Origin of the sequence: Xenorhabdus ishibashii (assembly GCF_002632755.1) — a bacterium.
Classification (GTDB): Bacteria; Pseudomonadota; Gammaproteobacteria; order Enterobacterales; family Enterobacteriaceae; genus Xenorhabdus; species Xenorhabdus ishibashii.
Window position 1 is genome coordinate 1 of the sequence record NZ_NJAK01000005.1, and the last position, 14,361, is coordinate 14,361.

Annotated in this window: 14 protein-coding genes and 4 pseudogenes; all 18 read right to left on the reverse strand. The window is 45.3% G+C overall.

Translation table 11 applies throughout. From position 1 onward, the window contains the following. Positions 1-1,112: phage portal protein (locus Xish_RS18215; RefSeq protein ID WP_099119222.1), on the reverse strand; the 1,112-nt coding region annotated here is incomplete at its 3' end. Between the two features lie 2 nt (positions 1,113-1,114). Then, positions 1,115-1,663, reverse strand: a complete 549-nt coding sequence (locus tag Xish_RS18220; RefSeq protein WP_099116160.1) for an HK97 family phage prohead protease — start codon at positions 1,661-1,663, stop codon at positions 1,115-1,117. A 42-nt stretch (positions 1,664-1,705) separates the two neighbouring features. Next, positions 1,706-2,865: pseudogene (locus Xish_RS18225) on the reverse strand (phage major capsid protein). Between the two features lie 214 nt (positions 2,866-3,079). Next, positions 3,080-3,214 (reverse strand): hypothetical protein, encoded by a 135-nt coding sequence (locus Xish_RS19230; RefSeq protein ID WP_279625664.1) that lies wholly within the window; start codon positions 3,212-3,214, stop codon positions 3,080-3,082. Between the two features lie 143 nt (positions 3,215-3,357). Further along, positions 3,358-3,591: a hypothetical protein gene (locus tag Xish_RS18230; RefSeq protein WP_099116163.1), complete on the reverse strand. Its 234-nt coding sequence runs from the start codon at positions 3,589-3,591 to the stop codon at positions 3,358-3,360. 462 nt (positions 3,592-4,053) lie between these two features. Continuing rightward, positions 4,054-4,332, reverse strand: a complete 279-nt coding sequence (locus tag Xish_RS18445; RefSeq protein WP_141554013.1) for a hypothetical protein — start codon at positions 4,330-4,332, stop codon at positions 4,054-4,056. Positions 4,333-4,417: 85 nt separating this feature from the next. Beyond that, a pseudogene (locus tag Xish_RS19075) lies at positions 4,418-5,313 on the reverse strand (DUF927 domain-containing protein). Between the two features lie 447 nt (positions 5,314-5,760). Continuing rightward, positions 5,761-6,730, reverse strand: a pseudogene (locus Xish_RS19435) (toprim domain-containing protein); the annotation flags it as partial. Continuing rightward, the gene (locus Xish_RS18240) at positions 6,724-7,029 is read right to left on the reverse strand and encodes a hypothetical protein (protein ID WP_099118608.1); all 306 of its coding nucleotides are present in this window, start codon (positions 7,027-7,029) and stop codon (positions 6,724-6,726) included. The pseudogene Xish_RS19435 and the gene Xish_RS18240, both read right to left, overlap by 7 nt. Before the next feature lie 43 nt (positions 7,030-7,072). Continuing rightward, positions 7,073-7,144, reverse strand: a complete 72-nt coding sequence (locus tag Xish_RS19440; protein ID WP_425275043.1) for a hypothetical protein — start codon at positions 7,142-7,144, stop codon at positions 7,073-7,075. A 59-nt stretch (positions 7,145-7,203) separates the two neighbouring features. Then, positions 7,204-8,211: a hypothetical protein gene (locus Xish_RS18745; protein WP_167383307.1), complete on the reverse strand. Its 1,008-nt coding sequence runs from the start codon at positions 8,209-8,211 to the stop codon at positions 7,204-7,206. Positions 8,212-8,358: 147 nt separating this feature from the next. After that, positions 8,359-9,048 (reverse strand): Rha family transcriptional regulator, encoded by a 690-nt coding sequence (locus Xish_RS18260; RefSeq protein WP_099116168.1) that lies wholly within the window; start codon positions 9,046-9,048, stop codon positions 8,359-8,361. Between the two features lie 14 nt (positions 9,049-9,062). After that, on the reverse strand, positions 9,063-9,347 hold the full coding sequence (locus Xish_RS18265) for a helix-turn-helix transcriptional regulator (protein WP_099119224.1): 285 nt from the start codon (positions 9,345-9,347) through the stop codon (positions 9,063-9,065). Between the two features lie 68 nt (positions 9,348-9,415). Further along, positions 9,416-9,640 (reverse strand): helix-turn-helix transcriptional regulator, encoded by a 225-nt coding sequence (locus tag Xish_RS18270; protein WP_099116170.1) that lies wholly within the window; start codon positions 9,638-9,640, stop codon positions 9,416-9,418. Further along, positions 9,618-10,844, reverse strand: coding sequence for a tyrosine-type recombinase/integrase (locus Xish_RS18275; RefSeq protein ID WP_099118794.1), 1,227 nt, complete (start codon positions 10,842-10,844; stop codon positions 9,618-9,620). Before Xish_RS18275 ends, Xish_RS18270 begins: the two co-directional genes overlap by 23 nt. A 366-nt stretch (positions 10,845-11,210) precedes the next feature. After that, the gene (locus Xish_RS18280) at positions 11,211-11,492 is read right to left on the reverse strand and encodes a hypothetical protein (RefSeq protein WP_099118795.1); all 282 of its coding nucleotides are present in this window, start codon (positions 11,490-11,492) and stop codon (positions 11,211-11,213) included. Between the two features lie 833 nt (positions 11,493-12,325). After that, a pseudogene (locus Xish_RS18285) lies at positions 12,326-13,979 on the reverse strand (terminase large subunit). An 11-nt stretch (positions 13,980-13,990) separates the two neighbouring features. After that, complete coding sequence (locus tag Xish_RS18290; protein ID WP_099116156.1) at positions 13,991-14,350, reverse strand: phage terminase small subunit P27 family; 360 nt, start codon at positions 14,348-14,350, stop codon at positions 13,991-13,993. Positions 14,351-14,361: the final 11 nt, after the last annotated feature.

Consider the following 14,361-nt stretch of genomic DNA (forward strand, 5'->3'; position numbering starts at 1 on the left):
TCATTCGGGCACATCACACCGGATTTAATCGCCGTCTCGTAGCTCTGAAAGCGTTCTTTCGGATTGGCTCGCAGTAGATCGGCTGTGTCAAATTCAACTTGGTAGCGAATGCCTCGTTTTGGTGAGTTCATCAGCAAGGCGGACTTGATTTGCTGCTCAAAGTTAGCCAGCCACGGGCGCATGGTGATCGTCAGAAAAGCGCGTGATGCTTCGCTAAAATTACTGTAGGTACTGTTCGAATACTCTTGCAGGAAGATCGGGCTGACATTGAACATACGGGCAATATCTTCAATCGTGAAGCGACGAGAGGCCAGCCATTCCGCATCTTGGTTGCTCATGCCTAACTGTTGGTATTCCATCCCCCCCTCAAGAATGGGCGTTTTCCCTGCATTGCGAGCGCCCTTATAACGTTCGAGGGCTTCCAGTGCCTTATTGCCCTTGATGCCATCCAGCCAGTCAGCGGCTTTAATCACGCCCGCTGCCATCATGCCCTCTTTCATTATGCTGGCACCGTGGCGCTGTTGTGCCAGCCCCAAACCCAGTGTTTCACGGCAGATGGTGACTGGCGAACGCCCCAAAAAGCCATCTTCGGTGGCATAACGCAAATGCAATACTTCTTCTTGTAGGTAGGTTTTGACCTTGCCGCTATAAGGTTCGGTAATGGTGTAAGCAAAGCGGTGATCCGATAATCGTTGCGGCACAACCGCTGACGGTGGGTAAGGGTGCAACGATTGTGGCTGTCCGTCTTTTCCCCAGACTATGACTGCATACGCATTACCATTGAGTAAGCAATGACGCATCAGGGTTCGCTTAAACTGAAAAGGCGTCTGGCAGTCATTCGGGTATTCATTGAGCAAATAATCCACGGGGTGATCACTGAGCCATTCGCGGGACTCCTTGCCGTTCTGGTGCTGAACCCGATAGAGATAGCAAGGCATGGTCGCCACGGCTTCACTAATCACCGTGACAGCATTCATCACGGCGGGTAAGCCTTCGGCTGTAGACGGTGAAACATGCTCGCCTGATTTGGTGTTAGATATACCTGCCAGAGAAAGAAACTCATCAATACTGACACTGCGAGTCTCAGCGGCTTTACGCTTAAAAGGCCACATAGTTACACCTCGGACAGTTGCAGCCAGTAATGACGCAAATCAACATTGTTAGGCTTAACCCTATTCAGCGAACGCTTGGCAATCTCAACACCGCTTTCAGGGTAGGCGGGTAAACTGGTGACAGTGATTTCCCGTAGTTCCGCTTCTAAAACGGTTCTCAGATAAGGCTCCTGACCCACATCCCACTGATCTTTGATAGCTCGAAAGCCAAAAGACATACCGGAAATATCACCCCGTTCAACTAGTGCCAGTACATCACGCCCTAATTGGGTATCAGGCGGGGTTAACTCAAAGCGTAATCCGGTGGCATCTTCGGCAAGCTGCAATGTACCAGACGTAGTACGGCCTAACAGGTTCATGTGATCATGTTCATAAAGCGCCCTGACATCTGTACCCGCCGTTAAGCTGGTGCTAAACGCATTCGGGGCGAACTGCTCGACAAACTCATCCCACAAAACTTGTGATCGGCTGTTCCACTTAATGACATAACCGGTCAGTTTCTTATCACTGGCAGACAGGGAAGCGGTGCGGATTTCAAAATCATTTTTCATTGGTAGACTCCAGACTACAAAGGGGCGCAGTGCCCCTTATCGTTAACCCGCTTTCGTGCCTTTGATTTCGAGCACTTTGATTGCGTTGGAATCCACCAGACCACCACCCAAATATTTATCCGTGTGTACCTTGTAGTACCCCGGTTCGGTGATATTGTCAGGACGGGTGCGTGTGCCGGTATCATGGTCAACGATGAAGTAACCGCGTTTGAAGTCACCCAGACCGATAGCATCATCCGGCATAAATTCGAGATAATGGACAGGCAAGCCCAGTAACATATCAGGATCACCTGCTTGCAGACGTTCGCGCCAGATGTAATCACCGTTGCCGTTTTTCAGCTTCTGCACTTTGGCAGCCGTCGTGGAGTTCATCACCCACACCGCATTTTTACGGTATTTGTTCCTGAGCAGGAATTTCAGGTCAATCAGGCTATCGGCTTCCAGTTTGGCAACTTCCAGCTTTTGCAACGTACCGAACGCACGGGCTTTATCGGCTTGGGTATCACGAGGATAAGACAGGAAGCCTTTCGCTTTCTTGCTGCCGTCACCACTCACAAGATCGGTTTCTCGGTATCAACAAACGTATCTGCAATTTCTGAGGTTAACCAGCCTAAAATATCGACATCGCTAAAATCGATGATTTCTTGGGTAGTCTTAGGGTAGCATAAATCGGAAACAGCTTGATGCTGACTTCTTCCATCGTCGGTGTGGCTGTCTCACTGCGTGCCTTGCCTTCTTCCCCGTGGGCGACGGCTGCACCCCCGACCGAAACAAGCTGTTTATACTCATTACTACGCGTGTCTTAATCGTACAAATCCGGCGCATAACCGACTCATCAGCCAGTTGCTGCATGATCTGTTTATTCAGCTCAGGGATAACGGTATAGCCACCTTCGGAGGGTACGCTCGTAGACAAGGTGCGGGTTCTCCGGTCACGATATAGTGACGCAGTTCATCATGCTGAGTGTTTTACTGGCGGGCTGGTTCTGGCCTGATTTCGCTCTTCATCCGATAAAGCCTCATAACGGGCGATTTCTGCATTCAGGGCACCGGACTGACTGCGCAGCTCGTCAAACTGTTTAGCTTCATCGGCATTAAGAGAGCGCTTTTCGTCTTCGGCTTTGGTGAGAAGAGAACGCATCTGCTGGGTTAAATCGGCTTTTGCTGGCGTAATTCGATAATTTCTTCATGGTGCCTCTGCATGTAGGTTAAGGGTTCGCTGTCATGCAGGTTTGAGGAAAGCGGTAGCGGGTTAGCACTACCGCCTTGAGGACTTGCTACAGAGCAATTGAAGTCAGGACGTGCCTACATGGTTCAGCAATCACTATTTAACACCATGAAAAATAATAAAAAAGACCTCGTGATAGGAGGTCTAAACAAGGGAAACATGAGACGGGATATTTACAAATCTTTACTTTTATTTTTCACTCATCCAATCCGGCGCGTCGTTCATGATTTCTCTGAACGCCTGTAATTGTTCTATCAATACATCTAACTGCTCTTTATTGGTTGCCAGTATTTCCTCAGAAAATGTTGTGGCGCAGACTACCACCTGAATCCTGAAAGAAAAAAGCATGACCATTGACCAACTGGCGTACTCGCTTGTATGTAAATCGTCTAACTGCGTAATACCGTAATAATCGTAGTGTTCTCTGATATCTTCTTGCGTAATCGCATAATATTCCCCTTATATAATTATTCTACTTCTCTGAATAGGGTTACTTGGAAAGTTTCTAAGGCTTCAGCTATCCCACGAATGTTCATCGCTAATTCATCCCGTGCCGCTGTCTTCATGAATGCGGCTATAAGCTCTGGGTGCTGTTTGGCATACCCCTCACCGAACAAAGCATCTATTTCTTTGACTGCTCTTTCCATCCAGTACGCGGCTGAATTAGCTGCCTGTCTTTCAATCGTTGTTGCATCTAACATATGTTCTCCATTTTTGTATATATATAGTGAAAAGTTACCGACAACACCGACAAACCGACAATGAGGTAAAATACAATTTAATATCAATTAGATACACTGTTAAATCGTTGTCGGTTAATTGTCGCTCAATTTTTTGATATCGCTAGAATTACAATATTATTGTTATCTTTCATGTAGATAAACATCACTTCCTGTTGTCGAAAACCGACAACGCTACTTATAAACTCTTTCATATTTATCCGAATCCTTTTGCCTACCAAAAAAAGAAAGTTTTTCTTCTGGCAGGTGCTTTGTTTTAAGTCCGCCAATGAAAACGACAAATCGACAACGTACCGACAAACATTTAACATTTTAGTATATTGATTTATAAGATATTTATATTACTGTTGTCGGTTTGTCGGTGTTGTCGGTCAGTTTTACGCGTATAGAGAATTTATTCTTCTATTTCATCAGTGGAATACATCAGCACATAATACTTACGGGTGAGCCGTTGTGCTTCATGCCTTGCACCTTAAAGCCACCATTTGCGGCCTTTCTTAGCATCCCTGATTCAGCGAGAACCCGCGCAAACATCTTCGTATCGAACGTTTCTGATACCTCATTCTCGAACACATCTGGGAATGTGTAGAAATGGATAAGGCCGGCATTATTGGGGATATCGCTGGTATCTTTTCGGTAGCCTGCAAGGTTAGAAATAGTGGCATGATCATAGGTGTACGGTTCTGGTGCATACCGACTCAATCCAAAAACGGTCTAAAAATGCCTCGGTTTGTTCCCGTATCTGTTGGTGTTCTTTATTGCAGTACCAAATTCAGCCACCCACGCATTAAAGCAGTGTTGAATTGCGTCTCTGCTTTCCTGTTCTGTCCATCCGGTGAGATGCGTCGCTGCAATAAGTGCCCCCTCTAAGATGGCGAACCGTTCTGCACGCGGGAAGTTGTGCCCCAGCGCCTTTGGGGATCAACCCATTCCAGCGGATTTTGGCTTCTTCAATGGTGTTTCTCGTTGCTTTTTGATGCTGAGTCAGATATTCACACCATACCCGCCCAATAGCCCCATGATTGTCAGCAATGGCTTTTTCGATTGCCTTAGCGTGTTCTCTGGCATCCTGATAACCATGTAAAACAGTCGGGCTACTGAACGGAATATTCAGCAACCGGACAAGCTGGCCTGCTTTCATGCGCTTGCCCTCACTTCTGACAAACGTATCAAGATCGACCTCGCCAGTACTGATAGCTATCGTTTTAAACTGGAGAATGTCACGGTTGCCGCCACCTCTTGCCCCTTGTAACTTGCCTTTGCCGTTAAACAGCGCATAAGACGCATTAGCCACATCTTTAACCGATGATCCCTGCCCGACTTCATCAAGAGGTAACAGGTTGTTATTATGGGCGGCGGCTTCATTAATCAATCCCAATGTAGTTGCAAACCACGTTAAACGCATGGCAGACGGCTCACCAAAGACACTACAGCCGACGCTTTGCGCGGTGGTTTTCCCTGCGGTGCTCTGGTCATAAAAGTGAACCCCAAAGCCATCATCACGCAATAAACCGATAACCGGGAAGCTAACGCAGCCGCAATGGACAGCATCATAAAGGGATTGCCTTTGGCTAATTTGGCTACTGAGTCACGCCAGCTTTCAGGCGTTCCTGCCACGGTATACCCGCGTATTGATGATGTTCTGCCACAAAAGATAACGGACTTCTCTGGAGTGCCAATCACCTCGCCCGTTGGGAAGATGTAAGCCCCATGCTGCCAGCCTGTTGAGTGGGTAATGTGCCAGTCGGTTTTTTAGCACAGCGTTGTAACCAATCCGATAGCGTGTGACGTAAAAAAGGTTTAGTGCAATATTCAATCCTGCGGCTTTGAGCTGTCGCCAGCCTTCATTTGCGCCAACATCACCTGTTTTCACTGCCTCAGTGTAAGTTGTCCCGTCTTCTTCCCACTGGATAATCAGATAAAATTCAATATCATCACGACCGCGCCCGATCACCTTCATTGAGTCACTGAGCCATTGCTCATGGTTGATAATTTCGCCGCTCTCTTTGTCCACCTTTGGCGTAACGTAATAAATTCCGTTTTTACGCTCATCAATAAAGGGCTTTAACGGATCACGCTCTTTTGTCCGGTGTTCGTCCAGATTAATGACGATTGATTTTGATACTGACATATTCTCCCCCACCTGATACAACCCTTCACTGAATGCCTGTTTTGCTGCCTCGATACCGTGATGCTGGCGATAATCGTCCCAATCAGCCTTGTGCTCTGTTGGCGGTAACGCTACCCACCCATTAATAGCCTTAGCGGTCTTCTCGGCTGCAATCTTGCCGACGTTCTTCTTGGGCTTACCTTTGTCGTCCAGTTCTTCCGGTGAGTGCCAATCATTGTCAGCCGCCAGAATGATTTTTACTGTTGGCCACCGCTCTCTGATCTGTTTAGCCACAGTCGGTAAATTTCCTTCATCAATAGCAGCCAGCACCAAGCCCTCATGCAATTGGTCGACCGTTAAGGCCGTTGCATAGCCCTCAGCAATAATGATCGTGTCCGGCGTTCCAATTACGGGCGATAAGGGGATAAAGCTCCCCTTTTTCTTCGAGCCGGGGACAAAGCGCTTTTCACCACTCGGCTTAATGACCTGCGCACCGGTGATTGTGCCGTCCAGTGCCTGAATGACCAGCAACAACGAACCGTCTTTCAGTAGCTTCTGATTGGGACATTGCAGCCCCTTTTGAGTCAGGTAGTCGGATTGTCCGATAGTGGATTGAGCCACCAGCTTGTTAACTTTCTCGGTGATGGGTTGAGCCTCTGATTTTAGCGCCTCCTTTCTGGCGGGCTTGGGTTCTGGTAAGGGAAGCAACAACGCCTCAGAAACCACCTTAGCCGCTTCAATTACCGTGATACCTTTGACCTTCATCAGTAAATCAAAGCCATCGCCGTGATTCGGGTTATCACACTGGCGACAATGCCAGTCACCGTTACCGTGATCGTCTATGAAGTGAAAACGGTCAGTACCGCCACAGATAGGGCAAGCACCATGCTTACCCTTTGCTGGAACATCCACCCCACAAGCAGACAACAAACCTTGCCATTGCCCTTGCGCCGCTGCTTTCACCGACCGAATATCAATATGACTTACCATTTTGGGAATCCCTCGCGGTGATGGATTTCAAACTGAGCGTTTTGCTGCGTGTCATTCAGGGCTTCGGCAATTCGGGGCAGGTACATCAGGGCTTCACCGATACGGCGTAAATCCTCCCTTGCCTGACGATTGTCATAGTTTTCGTTATCAACTGACCAGAAAGCCATTTCCCCCATTGCAGACATTGCCGCCATCACGCTACTCAATGCCCCTTCGGAGTTTTTGCGCAGATCTTTGAGTTCTTCGGTGCTCAGGTCGTTAAAGCTGGTGCGTACCAAATGTTTATAGATATCAGACATGATCATGCTCTCCCTGCGTAGGTGTATTCTTTAGTGAATCGGCTTAATGGCATGGTGCACGGGTGTGATAACCATCACGGACAAAGGTCACGCGATTAAAGGCGACTGACAGCACTTGTACGGCTTCCCCGTTCTTATGGGTGTAATAGTCATGGGGGCTGGGTTACGCATGATTCACCCCTGAACGGTAGACATATCGCTACAGTTGAAAGGAGTATCGATACCGATATCCCATGCTTGACGGGAAACGAATATCAGCGAGGACATGCCAGCCAGTAGACGGGCTTCAACTTCACTATCCGCCAGCACAGTGATAAGGCGCGCCGGATGAATATCCACCAATCGCTGAGTGCCTGATGCAATTAGGAATGTAAATTTAAGGCGAGTTTGGTTATGCTGTGGGGTATCCATAGCGTAAGACTCCTTTACGTTTTTGGTTAGACGCCTCGATAGTGTTGTAGCACTTCGGGGCGTTGTTGTTTTTGGTCTACACTTGTCATACACTTGATGTATAAGTCCAATATAAACAGGAGTAAACCAAGTGTCAACCATTAAAATATCAGGAAAGGGAAATAAGCAAATCGCGTTAAGAGTAGAACCATCCCTTGAGCAAGGAATAAAAGCAGCGTTAGCCCAAGATGGTGACGCTTCTGTATCTGCATGGATAAAGAGAATTATCCGTAAAGAGTTGCAATCTCGCGGCATTGAACAATAACTAACCGACCGACAATAAGTCCGGTGGTTAACCGAATGAATATCTTTCACTTGGTTGACTGACTCGAAATAATCATAGTAGTTAACCAATTGATTTATCTCATGACGCAAAGACGCGTGATCCCAAAGGGTAGCATTCGCCGTGCTATCCTTTTCTTTTTGCACTCCACTAAATGATGACTGCAAAGTTTGCGCGTCGCTAAATGATACGCGCATATTATGACCAGACTGCATATTTGCAGTGCGATTAGATATCAATGGGTTAAGCAGCCACCCCGAAATAATCGGGGAGCCTCCCAAACTACGACCAAACGCCAATCTGACGGTCAGCGGGGAAATCAATGAGTTACTGAGGTGTCCGAAAATATTCGCATACCCATCAGCGAAATATTTCTCCGATTGGAACTGAGCGAAAAGTTTCTCTGAGTGACCAGCCAAAGTGAGGACTACGGTATTCTTCGAGGTCACTGAGTTAATGACCTCGGTAACGGGACTCCTTAAACTAAAGGAATTCCTATAGTTAATTTTTCCCCGACTTGAGGTTAATTGTTCAATATTTGGTCTTTGATTCCCCCGTTTCGGGGAACAGAGAGTGCTTTATGACCGCTCATCAAATTAGCCTCCAATGCGCCCTGTAGGGTTCATTAGTGTTGCGAACAGCTCAATACGGCGGCTTACTTCCCTCAGTGCTTGTGTTGGTGATTGCCCTGCATTCCTTGCATCTTGAAAAGCAGCCTGTTCAATCTTCTGAATACAGACAAGTAATCCTAACTGTTGCTCATCTGCGTTCTGGCGTTCACCATCCAGTAAACCCGCAAAGCGATTCTCAGTACGAGCAAGGTTGATGTAATGGTGACGTTCTGCGCCCAGATCACGTAAAGCATCACGGGATTCATGATAGTTAGGCAGATATTCACGACGTATAGGTTCAGCAGCTCGCTTCTTAGCAAAGGCTTTTGTTACATCCAGCTTAAACTGAACCATCAGATCATGATCACGCCCTCTAATAAGTCGGCACATAAAGTCGAACTGGTCTTCATTGAGCAAGGCGTATTTATGCTTACGTTCACCAAGTTGCTCAGTATTTAATCGCTCCGTTTGAAACGGAAGGATTCCAAACTGCCTTAAATTCTTAGTGTTCTTCCTAATTAATTCATAAAGGCTCTTATGCTGAATTCCGATGCGCTTAGCAAACAGGCGTGAATCAATTCTCGATTCAGTTCTATGCTGAACCAAAATAAGCTCTTGGCTGTTTTCAGTGTGAGCAAGTCCCTGACCATTTAAGGCCATATTTTTAGATGTCATATTTCTACCCTGTCTTAATTAATTTGATTTTCGGCTATAGGGTTATTTACGTTCTCTACTGTTGGAGGATTACGTACCCACCACAAAACATCACTTAATAACCATGAGACGGAATTACGCCCCAATGGAACGCGTTTAGGAAATTTACCTTCTTCCTCTAATACCCAACGACGAGAACGCGATAAACTGGAAAGATGCTCACATTCTTTTTCCCTGATTCGACGATCATATTTCTCGCCATACTCATTTAAAATTGATTGTCGTTCTTGTGGTGTCGGTGATGTAAACTTCATTGCCATATTTTTATATTCTCCAAAAACAAAAACCCCGCGAGCGAGGTTATTATTAATTTAAATGATGTTTAATTTTATTCTGGCTTCCAAGTGCCTTTTATCCATGCCTGAATTTCAGACAATCGATAAACTTTAGTTTGTGGACCTATCGTTATTTTTAAAGGAAACTTGCCATTTTTTTCAAGATATGACCTGTGTCTTCTTCCTAATGAGGTTAACCATTCACACTCTTCTTCTCTAATTAGTCTATCAAGTTCATCTGAATATTCTAATTCTTCACGAGTGAATATATGTATCATTTTCTATTTCCTCCTCAATTAAAGAGTCTAAATAATTCACCCACCAGTAGAGTGCATTTCTTTTTTGTTCAATATATTGACTTCGATTATATATTCCAGAGACTCCATTGAGTGAATGGCCTAATAGTTGTTCAACCACGTTATGTTCAAATCCGTTATCACTGAGTATGGTAGCAAACACTCTTCGTATATCGTGCGCTGTCCACTTTTCTTTGTGGTTTAATCTTTTCCATATTTTCGCAATAGTCACACTTGCCGTACATTGTTTGACATCAAAGCCAATGACATATTCTCTCTTTTTTGTTGATTGGTTCAATAACAACAACCAGTTTTTAAAATTACTGGGGATCGGTCTGATTATTTCCCTGCCATTTTTACTGTGCTCTGGCGGCACTCTCCATATATTGTTTGAAAAATCCCATTCATCCCATTTCGATAGACGTATTTCGGAAAGCCTACACCCAAAAACGATTAAAAACCGAAGAATAATTCTGTTTTCGTGAGACATAATGTGGTTATCATATTCTTTATTTATATAGAGCCATACATCACGTAATTCATCATTAGTTAACACTCTGTCTCTTCTATTAGCTTTTTCACCCACATCACCAACATCCAAATCATCTATCTCATGGCTAATTGCATATTTTCTTACTCGGCAAAATTTCAATGCCTGTTGTGAGATTTTCAAAAGAGATCCCGCTTGCACTGGTGCATTCTCTTTAATTTTATCAAAGCATCTAATCCACATTGATAATGTGCATTCATTTAATGGAATATTTCCAATCTCTGAGTAAATATGTTTAGAAAAACAACCTCTAATATAGATTGCTGCTTTTCGTTTATTGGTGGCATAATTATTGAGCCAATATTCTATGGCATCTTTCACGGTGACAGGTTTTAACGTATCTTCTTTTATTATTTTTATTTGTATTCGTGGATCTTTCCCTTTAGCTAACCATGCCCTGCATTTATCTCTTTGCTCTCTTGCAACTTTAAGGCTTAAATCGGGGTATTTACCCAATGTTAACCATATCGGCGCACTTTCACGCCCATACAGGCGGTAGAAGAAAACAAAGCTGATTGTCCCTTGTTTACTTAATCTGATTGATAACCCGTTCCCGTCCGCTATCGTCTGCTGTTTTTCAACAGGTTTACCGTACAAGGATTTGAGCTTTTTATCACTGAGCTTGTTTACAGCCATCTACTAAACCTTTTCATTTTGCAATACACATTGCAATACGCAGAGAGGTGCAACAATCCACAAACACCAAAACGAATGAAAACACAAAAAATGGATTTATTTTTGTTTTTCATGAAATTATAAACAACATGAGCACATGTAATCCCATGTCATTTACAAAGTTTATATGCTTGGTGAAGAAATTGCAAATTCTTATTATTTAATTGATTTATAACGATTTTAATTGTTTTTATTGGTATTTTATTTGCTGTCTGCAATGCACATTGCAATACACAGTAATTTTATGAAGGGATAGAGTGAAATGAGGTCAGTACGCTAAACGCACCAACCTTGTGAAGAGGTTGCGCCGAATTTCGTCGGAACCTATTAAGTGATTGAGGAAGCAGTTAACTGATACCCCTGCCAGTAAGAAGCCTTTCCCGTCACTGTGATCACCTGGCCTTTCTGTAACAACATCACCGATAGTGCCATCTCATCAAAGCCCACGACACGCAGCGGGTAATCACTGCGTTTCTCGCTCTGTGCTTGCATAGTAGCGACTGCCATCACCTTACCCGTCTGGCACTTGATACGCTTGGGGGGAACGGTAATCTTGCCTGTGATCGTAGCGACTATCGAGGGTGCATTCTTCTTCTGTCTTCGTGCCATGTTCCACCGCCTATAGATGGTTGGGATTTAAATCATGATAATAATCAATAACTTAAATAACTGCGAACATAATACGTACTGGGTTACATTAAGTAACCTTGTGCTGGACGGCTTAAACTCAAACCCACCTGAGTTATTTATAACTCATTGATATTCTCGTTCATCCTCACTTTGAGGAGAAGTAGCAACCGTGTGATCTTCACCATAGTTAGGTAACTCCTTGATTCTTCCGAGGGGGTCACTTTGACCACCCTATCATGATTTCCGTAATGGTTAATTTATGTGCTGGACAACCGCAGTAAATTCACTGTATTTCAATGAATTACTTGGACATAACGTACTGGACAAAACAACTTAACCATCTGTTTTCGTATAACTCTTTTGTGCGCACCTCTTAATGAGTTGTACAAATTCTGTGAGTCAGCCAGACTGACGCTCAAATTGTGAGTAACTATCGGTTACGCTCAAGACCATTTGCGACTGACTAACTGTCAGTGACACCCAAAGTCCGATTATCGGATATTGGATTTTGCATCGACGAATTTCGTCGGGACAAACTGAACCTCTTAAAGAGGGGCAGTTCAATCTATTGAGTGATCTATAACTAACACTCTTAAAGAGATGTAGTTCTTGTTTCTTGCCACGAGACAGGTAACCCAAAATAATTGGGTCAGTTACACTATGACCAGACGCCAAATATGGCGTCTGATTAGATATCAATGGGTTACGCTAATTGGGATTTCAAGCCCATTTAACCCTTTGATTTCACTTAATTCTGTCACAAAACCAGAATTCCCGCATCGTGCGGGAAATAAGCAAAATCAACAAGTTATCTAAATACCGTCAAAGTCAGCCAGCCGCTGCTTCTGCTCCTCATTGAGACTAAAAGCAAACTCTTCATGCTCTGCCTGCCATGTACCAAAACTCATCAGAAACGCAATTGCAGGGTCTATTTTATTCGCGACTTCTTCTTGTTCGGCTTGATATTGGCGTTCGGTCTGTCTCCATTACGACATTAGACATCGCCCATGCGAGAACCGGATCGCCATTGTGACGAATGATTTGCGGTTAACAAAGACTTCGGCGGATTTAGCTACGGACTATACCGCATGTAGGTTTGCGGGAACGGCTCAACATCCAGCCCTGCACCCTGTAGTTGTGTGCGTAAGTGTTGGCGTTCCATGTGTCAAAGCCCACCAGTTTGATATCAAAGTGCTGCTATCCTTGAGAATGTCATCACGGATACGGTCATAATCAATACAATCGCCGGTCGTGGTACGTATCCAGCCCATTTGTGCCCATTGGCGATACCACTGCCGATTCTTATTAGCAGGGTTCTGTAGCTGGGCTTCCGGCAAGTAATGGCGGTCAGTAATAACAGTTCGTTATCCACGGGGAACGTGTAACAGATACTGGTGATATCCCCCGTTGAAGATAAATCTAATCCAGCGTAGCATTCCAAGCCTTTGAGGTCGTTTTCGTCATAGTCTGACTGGCAGTCTTCCATGCGCCTTCACCCATCCACGGCGTTTCACCCTGACACCAGATATTAAAGCGTTTGGTGAGCATCTCAGTCCATTGCGAGGGAATGCCTCGTGCTTTCTGGATTGTGTCGTGCAAAGCATCACTGTCTACGGAAACATTCAGGTTAGGATTAGCCTTTATCCAGAGGGCTTCATCATCAATCTCGTTCTCGTCGTCCAGTTCGTAGATCAGGGCAAACAGGGATTCATTTTGTTCTTCACCCTCCAATATCTGACAGCAATAATCATAGTGCTGTTTACAGGCGGATATCACGTTACTGCCTGCCGTAGTAATGGCAAACAGAATGCCTTCGGGACGGGCGCCCATCCCCAATTCAAGGGCAGAGTAAACCGCGTTATCGGGGTGCAAATGATACTCATCGACAATAGCAAGGCTGGGGTTAGTACCCTCAATCGTGGCGGCTTTGGCTGCCAACGGTTTTAACAGGCTGTTGCTCTTGGTATAAGTCACTTTGTGTTGCTGGATAGATACCCGCTTCTTGAGTGGTTTTGAAAGCAGGCACATCTGGCGGGCATCATCAAACACAATACGCGCCTGATCCCGACTCACGGCGGCGGTGTAAATATCCTGCTGCCCGTTCTCCATCACCAGAAACCAGTTAGCCAGTATCGCGGCTACCGTGGATTTGGCATTTTTGCGCGGCACCTGAATATAAGCACTGCGGTATTTCCGGCGACCGGTGGCCTTAACCTTGAAGCCGAACAGATTCGCAAAGGCGAACTGTTGCCACGGTTCAAGCATAATCGGCTTACCGCGCAAGTGGCCTTTGACGTGCGGGCAGAGACGGGAAAAGCCCACAAAACGTTCTACAACTTCGGTATCGAACATATAAAGCGGGTTATTCAGGTCGTTAAAGTAGCGTTTCACGGCCTGTTTTACCCGTTTACAGGCCGGAATATTGCCGTTTTTGATATCAAAAGCGTACTGTTCCCATGCGTTCATCGGGGTATCACTCAGGCCATCAGCACATCTAAATCGTCGGGTTCATCGCTTTCTACCGGATTTCGGCGGCGGGAAACCGGATCAAAGCCCAGCAATGACGACATTTTTATCATGATTTTTTCCGCATCGGCTTTCGCTTTCAGTGAGGGGTTACTGGTCGCTGCACCGCGTGAACCTTCCACTGCGAACCCGCGCACTTCAATGTCTTCAACGGCTTTACGGTAAATCGCATAGTTAACGCAATAGAGTTCTAAGTTGTTCCAGTCTGCTGGGCTGAGATCTTCCCGTTCGTTGAGGATTTTGGCTTTTGATTTCCATTGCTCGGCGGCAATCTCATTTAAATAAACGGGGGGTTTGGGTGCTCTTGCCATAATCTATTGTT

Coding starts and splice junctions, on each gene's coding strand:
- Xish_RS18220 (WP_099116160.1), bottom strand. CDS start 1,663: ATGAAAAATGATTTTGAAATCCGCACCGCTTCCCTGTCTGCCAGTGAT.
- Xish_RS18260 (WP_099116168.1), bottom strand. CDS start 9,048: ATGACATCTAAAAATATGGCCTTAAATGGTCAGGGACTTGCTCACACT.
- Xish_RS18270 (WP_099116170.1), bottom strand. CDS start 9,640: ATGATACATATATTCACTCGTGAAGAATTAGAATATTCAGATGAACTT.
- Xish_RS18265 (WP_099119224.1), bottom strand. CDS start 9,347: ATGGCAATGAAGTTTACATCACCGACACCACAAGAACGACAATCAATT.
- Xish_RS18240 (WP_099118608.1), bottom strand. CDS start 7,029: ATGTCTGATATCTATAAACATTTGGTACGCACCAGCTTTAACGACCTG.
- Xish_RS18275 (WP_099118794.1), bottom strand. CDS start 10,844: ATGGCTGTAAACAAGCTCAGTGATAAAAAGCTCAAATCCTTGTACGGT.
- Xish_RS18230 (WP_099116163.1), bottom strand. CDS start 3,591: ATGTTAGATGCAACAACGATTGAAAGACAGGCAGCTAATTCAGCCGCG.
- Xish_RS18290 (WP_099116156.1), bottom strand. CDS start 14,350: ATGGCAAGAGCACCCAAACCCCCCGTTTATTTAAATGAGATTGCCGCC.
- Xish_RS18280 (WP_099118795.1), bottom strand. CDS start 11,492: ATGGCACGAAGACAGAAGAAGAATGCACCCTCGATAGTCGCTACGATC.